The following is a 14,694-nucleotide window of genomic DNA, read 5'->3' as shown; positions in this document are numbered from 1 at the left end:
GCCGCGACAATGGCCGCCGCTTCTTGTGACCGGTCCATCACGGAAATGAATCGATCAGGCTCGGTCGATTCATAAGTGTCGTTGGACGGCTGCGTGGGAACGCGCAATTCTGCGCGCATGATCACGCAGCCCTATCGCCTTTACATCGAACGCAAGGACGCGACGAAGAATATGGCGCGTTTCTATTCGCTCGAAATCGGCAGCAACCTCTTCGGCGAAATCTGCCTGACACGCCGCTGGGGACGGATTGGAGCGCGCGGACAAACGGCGGCGCATCAGTTTTCGCGCGAAAAAGACGCGATCGATCTCTTCCTTGATCTGGCGCGCCGAAAGCTGAGGCGCGGATATCGCCCGCGGATGCGGGCGCCGCCGGAAAAAGAGTAGGTCGCCCCGTCTGCGGGCGACCGCCGGTAAATATGCCTCCCGGCAGGATCTGCGAAAACCACAGACCCGGCCTAGGAGACGAGCCGTTGATCGAGGCACCTTATGCGGCGGCGGACTTGCCTTCAGTCACGATCGCGACATTCGAACCGGGCTGCAGTCCGTGCAGATAGGCAACCGCGCGTTCGGCATGGGCAGCCATTTGGAACACGGCACGCTTCTCGGACTTTAAGCACTTGAGCCAGGAGGCAATATAGGCCGCATGATCCTCGCGCGGCTCGATCGCAATGCCAAGGTCAGCCGAGAGGAAGACGCTGCCAAGCTCCGCGACCAACTCTTCCTTGGCATAACCTTCGTCACCCCACTTCTTGCAGCCAAGATTTCGGTCGAGACGGGTGCCTGCCATCGTCCAATGGACGCACTCGTGCGCAAGGACCCCAGCGTGCGTTTCAGCCGAAACGAAAGCGTCGAACACCGGCATTTGAATGAAGTCGCCAAACCGGATGATAGAATGCTCTGTTGCCACCGTGGCGAATGTCAGCGCCAAGATTGGCAAAGAACTGATCGGCAGCTTCGATCCGCTGCTTTCCCTCGCCGTTCCCCGGCTGAACCTCGGTCGCATAGTAGTGCGCCGGCAAACCCCTCGATTTGGTCGGCGTTGAAAACATTGTAGCCCTTCATGAACGGGATGCGGCGCTCCACCTCTTCACCCTCATCGTCGGTGTCTTTCCGCTCAATCGCATTGGCGTAGACTGCGACTGGCGGAACGTCATCCAGTAGTTTGAACCGTAACCGCGCTCGGCCGCCGTCATCCAGAGCAGAACCGTGTTGATGCCACGATAGGCGATCCCGTTGTGGCGAAGCGGTCGCACCGGCGTGCCACCGACGCCCCAAGGCTGCATCCAGGGCCGCGTGCCTGCTTCTAGCTGCTCGACGATGCGCGCGGTGATGCGCTCATAGATGTCGCTGACGGTCGTGTTGGTCTTGGTTGCCTTTGTCATGTCCTTGCCCTTTCCTTGATCTCGCGAAGCGGGAGCCCTTCGCTCCTGCTTCCGAGCTCGTGCGGAACAGCGGGGGATTGGGGTGCAAGCGGCTGCGCGGGGACCCGGCTGCACGGAGCGGAATGTCAGTGAAGTGGAGGAAGCTGGGCGGCAGACGCTTGAAGGGGCGAAGGGGGCGGCGCCCCCGGCCCCTCGCCTTGAGATCAGATGTCGCGGGTTCACCCGCACCGGAAGGACCCGTGTCAAAAAGGCGATGACGAATGGGAGATCAAATGTGCGCTGGATTTCGCGGCTACCCGCCCTAGCATAACCCGTTTGCGTGATTGTGGGAGGCGAACCCGGTGAATAAGCTTCGCGGCATTGTGCAACCTGCTCAACTGACGAGGACGTCAATGGCAATCGGTACTGTCAAGTTTTTCAATCACGACAAGGGTTACGGCTTCATCTCTCCGGAGAACGGTGGAACAGACGTGTTTGTCCATATGTCAGCGGTCGCCGCCGAGAGGCCGCTGCAAGAGGGCCAAAAGGTCAGCTACGACATTGGTCAGGATCGCAAGACTGGAAAGTCGAGAGCCGAAAACGTCAGGTCAGTCTGAACCGCCCGCCGCCGATCCGGCATCCTCAATCATCGCGGCAAATGAAGCCTCCGACAGCATCAACAATCTCCAACGCGGCCATCGGCGCGGCACGCGCGCGCCGATGGTGTCAGGGCGCCAGGCACTCTTCACAGATCCCACAACCGTCTGCGTCCATGCTCGTCGCCGGGCGCTGCTCTTGACAACAGAGGCAAGTGACGGTGTTCCCCGCGCTCCTGCTGGCGGACTTGGGCGGTAGGGTTTCGAATTGATGGTCGGAGACCGCTTGTCTACCCAGTCGATCCATCTCGGAGCCCCGTGTCGAGGCTGCGATTTCAGATATGAAGCCTTGAGACGGGCGGCAAGATGTGTAGGCAGAATCCGTAGCGAGTCCATGTCGCTCGGTCGGGCGAATGCTGGCGAGATGGGCAACCCCGACGGCCTCCACCCTGCAGACGAGATCTTCGGTCCGATGAAGAACCCAGTCCAGGGCTTCCTTGGAGACCTCGTAATGGGGGGAATAGCGGGCTTTGATATAGGCCTCATCAATGAGGTTGAACCAGGCGACGTAGCGCTGCTGATCCTCGCGCCAAACGCCGGTCAATTCTTGAGCCCGTTCTTCGGCAAGACCACGCAGGAAGCGCAGATTGTGCGAGGTCGGGCTGTAGTTCGTCAGCACCAATAGAACCGACGAATAGGCCTGTTCGATCGACTGATGCAGCAGGAAAGCCGCTAATTTATAGTCGTCTTCGTCGCGATAAAATCGCGCGCCGTTGAGGAACTTTCGCGCAAGTGGAACGCGGTCTTCGAAGTATTCGGACGCAATCCGCCAGGCCAGTTCGGGGCTGAGCTGCCCAGGGGCGGCCAGCGGTTCATCGTCAAGTTCGTAAAGCGCGATCCCGTCCCGCGCAATATCGACGAAGAAGGAGCGGCCGCGTTTCAGATCGGAATTCACTTCGCGCAGCGCATGCACGATCACGCTGACTGGCGTCTTGATTTCCGGATCCCGCATCAACCGATCTCTCGCCCGGTTCCACAACGCTGGATCCGTCAGCTTCTTATTGTTGACGACGATCAGGATGTCGAAATCGGAGCGATATCCCTCCGTGCCAACTGACTCATCAACCAACCTGCCGCCCGCATGTAGACCGAAGAGAAGCATTTTGAGGATGCGGCCGCGCTTCTTAAACTCCGCCTCCCCCGCCTTCAGTGCGTCATCGAACTCTTCGTGAATGATCTCGACCACACGACGAAGTTCGTGCTGCTTGCGTGAAGGAAGGTGATCGAGACTCGTCTTCATCAACAAACATTCGTCTTTCGCGCGAGAATGGCGTCATCCGTTCGCTGTCACCTTGCCGAAAGGTGCCGGTCAATTCAACGAAGCAACCGTGACGATTTGTTCGCAAGAACTTCACAAACGCGTTGGAGAGGACCCTGCCTTCAAATCGGCTAGCAGCGCCTGGGACCTAATCACCCGCTGACTGCAGCAAGTGCGGCTTTCTGATCATTATTCCGAAGCCATTTCCGTCGCAGATGAATTCTATTCCAGCCGCTTCAAACACCTGCCGCATGCGGTCTAAAGTGCGTGTTCGCAGTTCTTCGCCTCGCTCTAGACGACTTACTGTCTGGATTGAAACGCCGGCAGCGGCGGCCAGTTCCCGGATACCCCACCCCATGGCAACTCGAGCCAGTTTGCACTGAATAGCGTTCATTTCACAGCACTGCTGTGATTTAGCTTGCCCAATCGGCTGTGCAACAGTACCCTCCTAAGCTGCAATCGGCTGGCCCCACGTGTTCGTACCACGCGAAACCAGCCTGACCACAATCTAGCTTGTTGGAGCTTGGATCATGGCTGATTCTGAGACTAGCAGAACTTTGCCTGCAATTTCGCGTAGAAAAGCAATGACGCAGGGCGGCATCGCCGAAAACCTGCCGGACGTCATCGACCGGCGAAACCTTCTTGCCGTCGCCGCGCGTCTGCTGAGCGAAAAGATCGCGCAACCTGTCGGACAGCCTAGGGCGAGCGGCCCGACCCCCGTGCGAGAGATGTGGCCCCGATGGTACGCGTGCCATCAGCAGCAGGTGCGGACCACGCATCTGCGAAGAAGGCTGGAGGTGCAAATGCTGAGAGCGGCCGGTGGCTTCCCAATCGCGGAGTTGCAGATTGTCGGCAACGCGGCGCCCGTCGTGGTTCAATCACTTGCCGATATCAAACGCCTGGCCAATCAGATGGATGCTGGAGCGCTGTCCCGGGCTAAAGCCGAACTTTGCCGGCGTCGAAAACAATGGAAGGAAGCAGACCAACGATTGAGCTACAGCACAGCGGTCGCTCAGGTTTTGCAGAACAAGCGGGGATCTTCGGCCGGGTGATGTGGATCACACGGCCCTCCTCCCTGGTTGAGGTCACCGCCAAACTTCATTGCCTGATCATTATGCGCGATCCGGACCTCAAGCTCGAAGACGCACCCTGGCCAGAGCTGCGAACCATGTTGAAGGATCTCATTCGGATTATGGGGACGCGCTGCCAGGACGCATGTGCCTCGCACGACTGTTGCGGGTAACCAAGATGGACTTTGCAAATCCCAAAACAGCGAGTGTTCGAAACCTCCTCAACTTAGCGGCCCAGTACAAGGATGCGACCATCATTCTTGGTGCAGCGTCGAATTCCAGCCACATCCCGCGGCGTCTTTTGGCTTTCCATTCCATCGAGTTGTATTTGGATGCGCTTCTACTCGCCAAAGGTATCGATCAAGGCACGATCGGCGGTTTTCAGCGCGAACTCGGCGAGCGCATGCGGATAGCGTGCGAGTCTGGTTTGGTTCTGCGCAAGCGTACCGCAGCACACCTTGCCTCGCTCACGCCCAACGGTGAGCAGCATATCATCAGGTGTGCCCCAGAGCGGACCGCCACGTTGTCCCAGATAAATCGAGTGATGGCAACGCTCGAAGAGGTATCGCAGAAGGTAAGCAAGATGCTGAGGACTGCGTAGCAAAAGTGCCTAGCCTCGGGCCTCGCCGGCGACGGAAATGCGTGACGTCGTAGAAGAAAGAGCCTTCGCCGTCCACCGGCAAAGGCCTAGTCTTGCTTGTCAAACCCACCCGAGCGAAATCCGCAGCGGCTACTCTGCGGCGAGCGGATCACTCGACTATACGCTCGGATCAATGTGGGACAAGCAAGCCAATTGGGTGAATGCCGAGCGGTTAGCGCTAGCCTGGCTCAGTGCTCGGCGACGTCTGGTGGCGTCCGAGCCCAGTCGAGCTTCTAAGGAATACTCCCGACGGTAGTCCCACAACGGGGCGGGACTCACCGGTCGTCGGTGAACGCGTTAGTTGAGCAATGAAGTATAGTTTCGCCACTAATACTCGACGAACGATGCCAGAACACATCCAGCACGAACGATGTCTTTTAACCCTCTGAATTAGAGGGTATTCTGCGACATCTGCTGGCTCGGCGACGGGCCGAGCTATTTTCATCCCCTGACGACCAGCATTTGGATGGCCTCTGACGGCGTCGCAATCATATCTGCATGGCTCGGTAGTTTCCGGACTTCGGCCTGAGCCTCCAGCACGCATTGGGGCTTCACACACAAAGCACATCGGGCTTCGAGCCCGCGTCCACCTGGGTCGGTTTAAAGCCGACCTATTGCCAAGTCCGGACCTGTTGCGGAGTCCGCCGGCGGCTCCTTCCGCCGCGTCGGCGTCCAAACTGAATGGCAAGATGATGGTTCCGCCAGTGTCCCACGATGAATTTCGGACGGAAGCCAGGCGTCGTGGGTTTCATCGAGCGAGCTGTAAACGCCGTCCTTCAAGACGATCACTTTGTAGCCAAGATCGATTGCGCCGAGTACCGTCGCCATCACGCATACGTCCGTCTCACCGCCGGTGACGACGACAGTTTCGACCTTTTCAAGAGCAAGCGCTCGTTCCAGTCTTCCAGTGATCCAGGGTGAATAGGTGCGCTTGTTGAGGATACGCGCGGGCGGCACCAGGCTTTGGAGGGGATAGATCAAATCGATCAGTCCCGGATCCATGCGCGCCGCAGTCATCATTGGCCACTTCTCGTAATAGGACCGCCACATGCCCGGCATTTGATCGGCGGAAGGTGGCGGCTGGAAGCGCGTGAAGATCGTGCGTTCGGGGAAACGGGCGGAAACCGCCGTCACTTGGTCAGCAATCCTGCTCATCCATCTCGCCTGCCAAGGAGTTTCCTAAGCCTCTTGATGGCGGCAGCATATCGGGCAGGTACGGGGGGAGCACAGTTGGGTCGGGGACGAATGCAAAACACCAACTTCAGTTTGACGTCTCGGTTCCTTAGCCTCGCGCCTAGGCTCTGACAGGTATCTCGGTCGACCGCTTTCCAACCGCGATACCCCTGTTAGGTGGAAGAGATCGGGTCCGAGGATCGCGCCGAACCTTTGAAACGGGCTCCGGAGCAAGCTCCATCCGAGTTGAGGCGTATTCGGTGGGACACCTTCATCGGGATGGCCGTCTCCAATCTGGTGGCGATCGCGATCATCATGAGCACCGCGGCAACGCTGCATGCCGAGTGACGAGGCAAGTGCCGAGGACGCTCGCAACCGGGCTGCTGACGCGATTTCCAAGGCGCAGGGTGTCCCTCTCGACCAAGCCCGCAATCAGGTCGACCAGTATGAAAAGTCGTACCGCGACAACGTAGCGGCGGCAAAGCAGGCGGCGGTCGACAGCGCGCAAGCTGCTACGGAGGCGGTCTCGACCGGAGCCATTGTCGGTTTCCTTGCTCTGGTTTTCGGCGCTGTCGCCGCTTGGTCTGGCGGCGTCTATGGCACTAAGCGCACTCTGCTTGTCGATGGAGCAGATCATCGCGTGGTTTAGGCCGACGCCATCAACCCAGTACTGTCTTTAACAACACGGAGTGAACGTGATGCAAGTTTGAGCGCAACTTTAATCAAATTCGGGCCGAAATAGCGTATTACGCCGCAGCCGGGAAAACGGCCATTCCCCGCCCCCTGTTGTTCCACCGGTCCGGTTTCCCCTAACGCCACGCGTTGAGTCCCGAGCTGTTCGGCGCATTCGCGGTAAAATTTTTCTTTGTCCTCAGCTGTCATCCTGTACTAACTCGCACGGGGCTTGGTGTTCCAATCGTCAGCCCAGGCCGGGCGAGCACGCGAACAACGCTTTGATGCTTGCGGTGGAATTCGGCGGTTTGAATAGCGCGCCGCCTTTGCCGAGGCAGGTTACCGCGCTTCGTGGGCAGCCCTGTCTGTGTTAGGAATGATCTCAAGCACCAGTCTCAGTTCGACCAGCAAAACATGCCGCTGGTCGAGTACTTTGATACCGATCATGGAAATGGGCTCCTGTGGCAGGCCGTCGGCCGCCATTTCAGCCAATGTGACTTTTGCCTCGGCAATCGCTGTCTGCTCGTCAGGAAAGTCAAAGCCGCGATCTTCGGCGCTGAACCCTTCCTGATCGGTCGTTCTGAAGTAAAACGTTGGCAAGTGCTCTCCTCCTTTTCCCGCGTTGATTACGCACCTGTCTTCGAGTGAGGGTCCGAGACCGCCTTGGATTCGGGGGACCCTCGGAAACGCAGGAAAATCGACAGGACGACGAGAACCGCAGTTGACAGGAATTCCGACTGCCAGTTCTGGAAAGACTCAAACCACACCTGAGCACTGAAAAGGTGCTCGCCGATCGTAGGTGCTTGTTGGCCATGCAGAAGGGCCTCGACTGCCTCCGCCGACGCGCTCTGCCGCAGGTGCATCAAAAAGCTCAGTACGAAAAGCAGGAAGAGCATCCAGCCCAGGGAATACGAATAGAGTGACCTCGCCATGCCCCCCAACTTTACCGGCAGAGGGGCCGCGGGATCGTCCTCGTCAAGCGCCGGCTCCTTGTCTTGCGAGGACGGTTGGTCGGGATCTTTTGATTCCGCTGATCCGCGTTGGAAAAGAAACGCTGTAAGCACGACGTAGGCGCTCATCTGCAAGAACTCGGACTCCCAGTTCTCAAACAAAGCGGAAAGGAAGTGCCCGCTGAGAAGGTACGACGCAAGTGTTACAGTTTGCCCGCCGTGTTCAGCCAATTCGGCATTGTAGACCCGCAGGCCCGTAAAGAGCATGCCTACCAGCGTGCCGATTGTGGCCAGCAGCAAGACGATCGTTAGTCCGTTGTCACGAAGTATCTTCATTGACGACCTCCACCAAAACACCCGCGTAGATGTAGCCCTGCCCGGCAACCTGCGCTCCGACGCATTGCCTTCGTGGCCAAGGGTGAGACGCCCCACCCGAACGTTAATCTGCGGCCAAACGTTCCCGGCGTGGAAAACCTGATTGCTCTTTTGGCCGAACTTCCTGCGACGCGCCGGACGCCCTGAGCTTCGATGCAGGCAAAGAAGGCGGGATTTTTCGACGACCAATTGCTGCTGCAAAGGCGGGAAACATCCGTCTTCCAACCGACGGGACGTTGATCCTGGCTCTATCTGGCGGCTGACTGCCCTCACCCGACTTGATGACACTGGAACGCCTCCAGGCCGTCTTGGGCGTCCGCTCAGAGCGGCCGCGGGAACGTCTGAGCGCCGGAAAGATTAGAGAAGGCGCACCGCCTTAATCCCTATTTTCAAGGAGTATCACCATGGCAAAACCGGGCACGACGCCACGCAACAAGGCGACGATCCATGACCAGACACTCACGCGTGGAAACGGCGGCGAAGTTCACCAGGTTTCCGACGGCAACGAGGATGTACTCACGACGGCGCAGGGTGGACCGGTTGCGGATGACCTAAACACCTTGAGCCAGCGCGGACCGGCTCTCATTGAGGACTTTTCATTTTCGAGAAAAACCGATGTCCCACCGGAGATGAGCACGAGACCTTGCGTCGCGCTCTGGCGCTCTGAAAGGCATTTGGCTGCCTCATCATCGGCGACGGCGGCCGTCCCGGTGCAAAAGCGACATTGCCCCAACCGATCGCGATGCTTCATCGCTGCTCGCATTGTCAAAAACGCGTGGGAACAACCGCGATTCTTCGCGGTTCGAGTTTTCGAGCATGAAGGTACTGTCGGATGTCGCGAAAACTCAATGCCGAAAAGGCGCAGAAGATGAATTTGATGCTGGCTCAGGCGGTGACCGCCATGCGTGTCAACGAAAGGCTGACGTGCGTCCTGATTCGTTGGGCTGCATCCCACAGCGAAGATCCGGGCTTTATCGAAAGGACCCTGGAGGAGGCCCGCAACGATCTTCGAGGGACCAGCGTGAAAGGCAGCAAAATATCCACGGTAGCAACGGAAGAAGCGCTTGATTATCTCGACGACCTGGCGATCGAGATCGACGCCGCTCGGCGCCTACGGAAGCGCGCTCCTCGAAAAGACCGCAGCGAGGGCATCGATGGTGCAGCTGTGACGAGCGCAGATGGATCGCCGTGGCAAAAATAACTCTTGCGGCCAGCCGTTGCGCGCCCCTGGCATGAATGCTTGAAAGCAGGGGCGCAGGTCGACGGGCGGCGTAACCCGGTTTAGAACGCGCGCTCCGGCCAAGCCAAACCAACATAACAAGCTGACTCGCCACCGGCGTGCGAGAGGCGCATGCTCGCGGTACAGCTGTACTATTAAAACGGGCTCCGGCGGCTTCGCCGCAAGTGGTGGGTTGCGCCATGATCGATCATCGACGATCGAGATACATGCTTCCGGACGGGTTTAAGGCCTTGTCGACAATCTTTTGAGAAGGTCATCCACGATCAGAACATTTTCCGGTACACCGATGAAGCCGGCTGTCTGACCCGCTACGCTCTTGAGTGCCACATGGGTGGAATGCGGGACCCCCTCGAACTCGAGGTTAGACTGAAGATGCGTGTCTTACCGGCGACAATTCGTCCGCACTCGTGAGTAGCAAGACCGGGGTCCCGGAAATGTTGCCCGAGATGTTGGCGTATGCGCGCAACCTGACTACCAGCCCCTGGGGAGTCCCTCCGATACGCTCTCGCACATATCGATCAACGTAACTCGGCGTCCTCAACAAGCGAATGGCTGATCGGCCTGATGATGAAACTACGCTTTGGTGGGCTCAGCCACCCGACGTAGTGTGTGAGTGCGAAAGCACAACAGTGCCGAGCCCTGAGGCCGCTTTCCTAGAACCAGGAATGCAAACAGGAAAGGCCGCAATTGACGGCGCCCCTGGTAATCAGGGACAGGGGCTCATAAGGATTTGAGATCGGCCCATGACCGCCGGCGGGCAAACTCTGCCTGTTTTGGGATCCGCTGGACACAATTAAGCTGGTCACCGCCTGCGGAACCGGACCGTAGCCGCTACTGGGCCCGGTTACCCGTATCGCCGACCGGTGCTGAAAGGAACACCAGGGTTGCTGTTACGCCCGTATCCGTGCCAGTCTGCTTCGTATTGCCGATCGATATTGGCGGCGTTTGTCACCACGGCCGACAATGGCTGTGCGGCATCCGGGATCCTTTTTTCCCCATCACGGGGACTGCACTGACCCGGGAAAGCGGAGCGCTCGATTGTTCGACCAGCCTTCGTTAGTGCATCGGCAGTGGCAGCCAACGTCCCTCAGCGACAAGGCGTGATGACGGTGCGAAAAAATCCATCGTTCGGTCGAGAGGCCCGCGCATCAGAGTGCAATTCGCAGTTACAGTTACCAGCCGGTCGCGGCCAACCGCAAAAGTCGGCGACTGTCCCTCCTTCGGGCAGCGAAACTGCCGAGATCAAAGAAGTGAAGCTTTCTCCCCGTGTTGAACGGCATTGGCGATAACACTTAGATTGGAAGGCGAAACTCTCGCCTTCCAATCTTTGACTAGCAGTGCTGGGCTTGATGCTAACGCTGCTGGCCACCTTGCTGACCGCCTTGGCCACCACCTTGTTGACCACCTTGGCCGCCCTGCTGACCGCCTTGACCACCCTGGCCGCCCTGTTGGCCACCTTGCTGACCGCCCTGACCACCACCCTGGCCGCCCTGTTGGCCACCTTGACCGCCGCCCTGCGGAGCACTCTGATTGCGTTGATCCTCGTCTTGCATTGGATGCTCCTTTCTAAGTTTGAGGCCTCTCCAACCCGGGAATGTCCGCCGGGTTCCTCTCACCAACGTTTTTTGCGGGTGGCCCACAACAAAGGCTCGGCAGCGCCGTCATTAACAGGTTGGCGCAATGATCGAACGTCGCTTTGGCGGGCTCAACCGTCCAACGTGGCGGCTATTTCGGCAAGCGATCGAGGAGTTCGTGGAGCCGCTTGGCGTTCTTGATCGAATTGCCTTCGCGGTCGTTGTTGAAGTAGATCCAGACCGTTTTGGCGCCGCACGTCTTGATCCGATGTGCCCATACTAAAAGTTCGGCATCGCTATAGTCATGGCGATACCACTTCTCGAGCCCGTGGAAGCGGATGTAGATGTCATCCGCGGTTTGAACGAGTTCATCGGGAAGGCGTGGTCCGCTGGATGAACAGAAGATCGCACCGTTGTGTCGAAAGGCGGCGTACACCTCCTCGTTCCACCAGCTTTTGTGACGGAACTCGATAACGTTGCGACGCCGAGGGTCGAGCTGCGACATTATGGAGTCGAGCATCTTCGACGTGTATCGCACGCTCGGCGGGAGCTGGAACAAGAAGCATCCCATCTGGTGGCCAAGCAAGTCGGCGATGTAACCAAAATCCGCGATAAGGGTCTGGGTATCCTCAAACCGCTTGATATGCGTAATCAACTCGCACACCTTGACGGTATAAACAAAATTCGGATGAGCCTGGCGGATCCACATCTTGACGGTCGCCATTGTCGGCCAGGAGTAAAACGGGGCGTTCAGCTCGACGGTGTCGAAGTGGCTCTGATAGATAGAGAAGAACTGGTTGGATGAAACCCCGACCGGATAGAAATGCCCCTTCCAATGCCAGTAATACCAGCCGGAGCAGCCTATGTGGATCCGACCGGTGACATGATCAACGGTTTCCGGATCGACGGCCGCACAGCCGGCGAGACGTGCGACATTCATTTTCGCCGCACGAAGGACGTTCGCGTCGCGCTGCTTTAGACGGCGCTCGGCGCGTCTGGTCCGACGCTGCGCTATTTCTTCAGCCGTGCGCTCGACCATGTTTCCGATCCATCAGTATCTCGGCGCCCGCACCGCTTCTTCACCGCACCCGCAACGATTGCTCGCACAGATCGTTTCGGATGGCAGTGGCAGCGACAGTTGCCTGCCCCATCGCATGGCTGATCTGGTCCAACCCATGCACAACGTCACCCGCCGCGTACAGGCCGCCTACAGTCGTCCTTTGATGGGCATCGACGGTCACGCATCCTTCCGGCGACAACCCCGCGCCGAGGCGCAAGGCCAGGTCCGACCGGACGTCAGAGCCCAGCGCAGGATAGACCGAGGCAAACCGGAGACGAGCGCCTGGTGTGTTTACGACCAGAAAATCGTCCGCGATCTCGATGGAGGTCACGGGACCCGGTTCCAGTTTGATACCGATCTCCTGAAGCTGAGAGATCTGCGTCTGATTGAGATGATGCTGGTTTTCGCACGAGACGACGGTCACGTGTCGCGTGAAGCTTCTCAAGAAAATCGCCTCTTGGGCCGACCTCGTTCCGACGCCGATCACGCCTACGGCTTTATCCGTAACCTCGTACCCATCGCAAACCGGACAGTAGCGTAAAAGCCCACGGCCTACCGCATCATCGTGAAGGGAGGACGGCATGTGCGGTCGGCGATTGATGACCCCGGTCGCCAGAAGAACCGTCCTTCCCCGCCAATGACCAATCGGCGAGATTGCCTCAATCAGCCGCCCCCTCTTGGACAACTGCGTAATCTCGCAATGCCTTACGTCGGCCCCGTATCGCGCCGCTTGGGTCCGCATCCGAGCCAACAAGGCTTCGCCGCTCACGCCGTTAGGGAAACCGGCAAGATTGTGGGAGAGGGGAATACTTGCGGCGCGGCTTGTTTGATCGTCGAACACCAAAACGGAAAGGTGGTAGCGTGCGAGGTAGATAGCAGCGGTAAGACCCGCCGGCCCACCGCCAACCACGATGCAGTCATAAGTTCGCCCATGCGAGGACTGGTTCATCAGACAGTTCCCAGGAGGATTGTGCCGGGAGGCAGGCTTCAGCCGAAAGTCGCCGGCTGTTCGCAGTCGCTTCAGCGCAAGACCCCGGCGTCACGGGCAGCCTCCTCAAAGGCTAAACGGGCAACGTAGCCAGGCACGTGACCATTCATGGCTTCACGACACGCGGTCAATGCAGCCTGATACGCTGGACGGGACCGAGATCCGGCCCAATCGTTCAATAAAATCGCTTTCGCTTGTCGCGCTGATGCGATCAGCCGTTCGTGGCCCGCATCGGGCAGACCAATTACGACGGTTTCGTTCCAGGAAGCCGGTTGTTTGCCCTTCTCGGAATCGCGTTCGCAATGTTCCTCGTTTTCCCACCGTCCGTCAGCCATGGCGGTCTCCTTCCGAAAACCTTCGAACTGGCAAAGCTTAGAAGCGTTCCCAAGCTTGTTCCGCGGTCCGGGAACCGCATCCTCACGACGTTACCATTTTCGGTCATTGCGGAACCTTATCGTTTGGTCGCGCTTAGGTCCGCCTCAGTCAAAGTGACTGAGCACAAACCAAGGAGAACGACGATGGCAAACCAAGGCGGTCAAGGCGGCAGCAGCGAACAGCACCGCAAAGCTGGCGAGAAAAGCCACAAGAACGACGATAAGCGCGAATCCAGCAGCCGGGAGAGCGGAAGCAGCAAGAGCTCCGGCTCAGGTGGAAAGAGCGGCTCGAGTGGTTCTGGTGGGTCCAGCGGTTCTGGCGGCCGCAGCAGCAGTCGAAAGAGCTGAAGCTGTGTCCATGTTCATCCCGCGACCGCCAACATCTGCATCGCCTGTGACGGTGTCGTGATCACTGCACTCGCAAACTCTTCCCTATTTAGCAGACGTCACACGTCACAAACACATCCCACTGCTCGTTTTCATGTGCCCAGAAGGCCTGCGCGTCAGACAGCAGGCTGCGCCACCGCCAAGCACCAGAGCTGTGCAGGTCTTTTCGATCCAGACCGTTCCTCGCTGCATAATCGGACCATCGCGACAGTATCGTTGGGAAGAGCGTTTCGAAGATCAGGCGCTCACGATCAACCGCGGCCTCATCGCCCAACACACCAAAGCCGTGATATGTGAATCCATGCTTCGCTTTCGGTCGCAGGAGCGAGAGCGAGCCAAGTCCGACCTCGGCCATTCGCTTCTTGAAGTCGGCGAAACGGGCCGAGCGCGCACCGCCGGGCTCTTATCTATAGCTGCTTGACGCAACGATCGCGACGTCCGCCTGACCCTGCCTTGCCGCCTCGACCAACGCGGCCACTTCCTTCGCGGCAGATCCATTTCCATCGAGTTCGATCAAACATTTCGCATCGAGAGTAAAACGCGTCATTGAAATCCCGGCTTTTACAATTGGAAGTAGGATTTAGCGCGGCCGTTACCGCCTTAAAGCCCTTCGCATCGTCCGACCCGACGCGAGTTTTGCACCACCTGTCGCCGGCTTGCAGACTGGTGAAAAAGGCCCATCACCCAAGCCGCAGACAAAGCTCGATCGGCGTTGTAAGCGCGCCTCGATCGCCGCCTGATATGCCGTCGATCTCGGATTCTGGGTCCGCGCGGACGTGCGTTGTACCCGGCCCATGCCGCTTGCGCTCTGCACCTGGCGCGCCCTGGGGCGCTGTCATCCGAACGGATGAATTGTGCTCCAGGGCTCGGCGCGTAGCATGTGGTCAGTGAAGGTTGTGGCGGAGGCTGGGTGCGC

General features: G+C 58.6%; 18 protein-coding genes and 2 pseudogenes. 9 read left to right on the top strand and 11 right to left on the bottom strand.

Annotation, left to right across the window (positions count from 1 at the left end):
• Positions 1 to 93: 93 nt before the first annotated feature.
• Positions 94 to 384 (top strand): WGR domain-containing protein, encoded by a 291-nt coding sequence (locus tag LAC81_RS34980; protein WP_223730804.1) that lies wholly within the window; start codon positions 94 to 96, stop codon positions 382 to 384.
• 100 nt (positions 385 to 484) lie between these two features.
• On the opposite strand, the pseudogene LAC81_RS34975 reads toward LAC81_RS34980, so the two are convergent.
• Positions 485 to 1,382 (bottom strand): annotated as a pseudogene (locus LAC81_RS34975) (ArdC family protein).
• Between the two features lie 392 nt (positions 1,383 to 1,774).
• Here LAC81_RS34975 and LAC81_RS34970 point away from each other — a divergent pair.
• Positions 1,775 to 1,978, top strand: a complete 204-nt coding sequence (locus tag LAC81_RS34970; protein WP_223731029.1) for a cold-shock protein — start codon at positions 1,775 to 1,777, stop codon at positions 1,976 to 1,978.
• A gap of 109 nt (positions 1,979 to 2,087) precedes the next feature.
• Here LAC81_RS34970 and LAC81_RS34965 read toward each other — a convergent pair whose 3' ends face one another.
• Both LAC81_RS34965 and LAC81_RS34960 read right to left on the bottom strand, forming a co-directional pair.
• Entirely contained in the window at positions 2,088 to 3,257 is a 1,170-nt protein-coding gene (locus LAC81_RS34965) for a nucleotidyltransferase and HEPN domain-containing protein (protein ID WP_328717957.1), read from the bottom strand.
• Between the two features lie 166 nt (positions 3,258 to 3,423).
• Entirely contained in the window at positions 3,424 to 3,669 is a 246-nt protein-coding gene (locus LAC81_RS34960; protein WP_223730803.1) for a helix-turn-helix domain-containing protein, read from the bottom strand.
• A 136-nt stretch (positions 3,670 to 3,805) separates the two neighbouring features.
• Between LAC81_RS34960 and LAC81_RS34955 the strand changes: the two genes are divergently transcribed.
• Both LAC81_RS34955 and LAC81_RS34950 read left to right on the top strand, forming a co-directional pair.
• A complete protein-coding gene (locus tag LAC81_RS34955) occupies positions 3,806 to 4,327 on the top strand; it encodes a hypothetical protein (protein WP_223730802.1) in 522 nt (173 codons plus the stop codon).
• Positions 4,328 to 4,523: 196 nt separating this feature from the next.
• Positions 4,524 to 4,946 (top strand): hypothetical protein, encoded by a 423-nt coding sequence (locus tag LAC81_RS34950; RefSeq protein ID WP_223730801.1) that lies wholly within the window; start codon positions 4,524 to 4,526, stop codon positions 4,944 to 4,946.
• Positions 4,947 to 5,585: 639 nt separating this feature from the next.
• Here the strand turns inward: LAC81_RS34950 and LAC81_RS34945 are convergent.
• Complete coding sequence (locus tag LAC81_RS34945) at positions 5,586 to 6,140, bottom strand: cysteine hydrolase (protein WP_328717956.1); 555 nt, start codon at positions 6,138 to 6,140, stop codon at positions 5,586 to 5,588.
• Positions 6,141 to 6,404: 264 nt separating this feature from the next.
• Here LAC81_RS34945 and LAC81_RS38635 point away from each other — a divergent pair, with 264 nt between their 5' ends.
• Positions 6,405 to 6,506 carry a hypothetical protein gene (locus tag LAC81_RS38635; protein ID WP_419195927.1) on the top strand — a complete coding sequence of 34 codons (102 nt, stop codon included), beginning with the start codon at positions 6,405 to 6,407 and terminating at the stop codon, positions 6,504 to 6,506.
• The gene (locus tag LAC81_RS34935) at positions 6,496 to 6,807 is read left to right on the top strand and encodes a hypothetical protein (RefSeq protein ID WP_223730800.1); all 312 of its coding nucleotides are present in this window, start codon (positions 6,496 to 6,498) and stop codon (positions 6,805 to 6,807) included. The genes LAC81_RS38635 and LAC81_RS34935 overlap by 11 nt, the downstream gene beginning before the upstream one ends.
• On the opposite strand, the gene LAC81_RS34930 is transcribed toward LAC81_RS34935, so the two are convergent.
• From LAC81_RS34930 to LAC81_RS34920, 3 genes are all read right to left on the bottom strand, one after another.
• Positions 6,804 to 7,040, bottom strand: a complete 237-nt coding sequence (locus LAC81_RS34930) for a hypothetical protein (protein WP_223730799.1) — start codon at positions 7,038 to 7,040, stop codon at positions 6,804 to 6,806. The two genes, LAC81_RS34935 and LAC81_RS34930, sit on opposite strands and share 4 nt — an antisense overlap.
• 129 nt (positions 7,041 to 7,169) lie before the next feature.
• Positions 7,170 to 7,430 carry a DUF6894 family protein gene (locus LAC81_RS34925; protein WP_223730798.1) on the bottom strand — a complete coding sequence of 87 codons (261 nt, stop codon included), beginning with the start codon at positions 7,428 to 7,430 and terminating at the stop codon, positions 7,170 to 7,172.
• Between the two features lie 26 nt (positions 7,431 to 7,456).
• Positions 7,457 to 8,116, bottom strand: coding sequence for a DUF6766 family protein (locus LAC81_RS34920; protein ID WP_223730797.1), 660 nt, complete (start codon positions 8,114 to 8,116; stop codon positions 7,457 to 7,459).
• Positions 8,117 to 8,559: 443 nt separating this feature from the next.
• Between LAC81_RS34920 and LAC81_RS34915 the strand changes: the two are divergent.
• The 3 genes and pseudogenes from LAC81_RS34915 to LAC81_RS34905 all read left to right on the top strand — a co-directional run.
• Positions 8,560 to 8,766, top strand: a pseudogene (locus LAC81_RS34915) (hypothetical protein); the annotation flags it as partial.
• Between the two features lie 221 nt (positions 8,767 to 8,987).
• Entirely contained in the window at positions 8,988 to 9,356 is a 369-nt protein-coding gene (locus LAC81_RS34910) for a hypothetical protein (RefSeq protein WP_223730796.1), read from the top strand.
• A 1,388-nt stretch (positions 9,357 to 10,744) separates the two neighbouring features.
• Positions 10,745 to 11,170: a hypothetical protein gene (locus tag LAC81_RS34905; protein WP_223730795.1), complete on the top strand. Its 426-nt coding sequence runs from the start codon at positions 10,745 to 10,747 to the stop codon at positions 11,168 to 11,170.
• Here the strand turns inward: LAC81_RS34905 and LAC81_RS34900 are convergent.
• The 4 genes from LAC81_RS34900 to LAC81_RS34885 form a co-directional block, all read right to left on the bottom strand.
• Positions 11,121 to 12,008 (bottom strand): DUF72 domain-containing protein, encoded by an 888-nt coding sequence (locus LAC81_RS34900; protein WP_223730794.1) that lies wholly within the window; start codon positions 12,006 to 12,008, stop codon positions 11,121 to 11,123. The genes LAC81_RS34905 and LAC81_RS34900 overlap by 50 nt on opposite strands.
• 40 nt (positions 12,009 to 12,048) lie before the next feature.
• Complete coding sequence (locus LAC81_RS34895) at positions 12,049 to 12,978, bottom strand: NAD(P)/FAD-dependent oxidoreductase (protein ID WP_223730793.1); 930 nt, start codon at positions 12,976 to 12,978, stop codon at positions 12,049 to 12,051.
• A gap of 71 nt (positions 12,979 to 13,049) precedes the next feature.
• A complete protein-coding gene (locus LAC81_RS34890; RefSeq protein ID WP_223730792.1) occupies positions 13,050 to 13,352 on the bottom strand; it encodes a DUF982 domain-containing protein in 303 nt (100 codons plus the stop codon).
• Positions 13,353 to 13,827: 475 nt separating this feature from the next.
• Positions 13,828 to 14,133 (bottom strand): hypothetical protein, encoded by a 306-nt coding sequence (locus LAC81_RS34885; protein ID WP_223730791.1) that lies wholly within the window; start codon positions 14,131 to 14,133, stop codon positions 13,828 to 13,830.
• Between the last annotated feature and the right edge of the window lie 561 nt (positions 14,134 to 14,694).

Origin of the sequence: Ensifer adhaerens, from assembly GCF_020035535.1 — a bacterium.
Classification (GTDB): domain Bacteria; phylum Pseudomonadota; class Alphaproteobacteria; order Rhizobiales; family Rhizobiaceae; genus Ensifer.
Note: the sequence above shows the minus strand (reverse complement) of the source record. Positions and strands in the feature narration are given on the sequence as shown.

Bases quoted from the DNA above. Each gene is read 5' to 3' on its own strand.
- LAC81_RS34935 (WP_223730800.1), top strand. From the start codon at position 6,496: ATGCCGAGTGACGAGGCAAGTGCCGAGGACGCTCGCAACCGGGCTGCT.
- LAC81_RS34890 (WP_223730792.1), bottom strand. From the start codon at position 13,352: ATGGCTGACGGACGGTGGGAAAACGAGGAACATTGCGAACGCGATTCC.
- LAC81_RS34945 (WP_328717956.1), bottom strand. From the start codon at position 6,140: ATGAGCAGGATTGCTGACCAAGTGACGGCGGTTTCCGCCCGTTTCCCC.
- LAC81_RS34955 (WP_223730802.1), top strand. From the start codon at position 3,806: ATGGCTGATTCTGAGACTAGCAGAACTTTGCCTGCAATTTCGCGTAGA.
- LAC81_RS34900 (WP_223730794.1), bottom strand. From the start codon at position 12,008: ATGGTCGAGCGCACGGCTGAAGAAATAGCGCAGCGTCGGACCAGACGC.
- LAC81_RS34895 (WP_223730793.1), bottom strand. From the start codon at position 12,978: ATGAACCAGTCCTCGCATGGGCGAACTTATGACTGCATCGTGGTTGGC.
- LAC81_RS34960 (WP_223730803.1), bottom strand. From the start codon at position 3,669: ATGAACGCTATTCAGTGCAAACTGGCTCGAGTTGCCATGGGGTGGGGT.
- LAC81_RS34970 (WP_223731029.1), top strand. From the start codon at position 1,775: ATGGCAATCGGTACTGTCAAGTTTTTCAATCACGACAAGGGTTACGGC.
- LAC81_RS34930 (WP_223730799.1), bottom strand. From the start codon at position 7,040: ATGACAGCTGAGGACAAAGAAAAATTTTACCGCGAATGCGCCGAACAG.
- LAC81_RS34905 (WP_223730795.1), top strand. From the start codon at position 10,745: ATGCTAACGCTGCTGGCCACCTTGCTGACCGCCTTGGCCACCACCTTG.
- LAC81_RS34950 (WP_223730801.1), top strand. From the start codon at position 4,524: ATGGACTTTGCAAATCCCAAAACAGCGAGTGTTCGAAACCTCCTCAAC.
- LAC81_RS34910 (WP_223730796.1), top strand. From the start codon at position 8,988: ATGTCGCGAAAACTCAATGCCGAAAAGGCGCAGAAGATGAATTTGATG.
- LAC81_RS34965 (WP_328717957.1), bottom strand. From the start codon at position 3,257: ATGAAGACGAGTCTCGATCACCTTCCTTCACGCAAGCAGCACGAACTT.
- LAC81_RS34885 (WP_223730791.1), bottom strand. From the start codon at position 14,133: ATGGCCGAGGTCGGACTTGGCTCGCTCTCGCTCCTGCGACCGAAAGCG.
- LAC81_RS34920 (WP_223730797.1), bottom strand. From the start codon at position 8,116: ATGAAGATACTTCGTGACAACGGACTAACGATCGTCTTGCTGCTGGCC.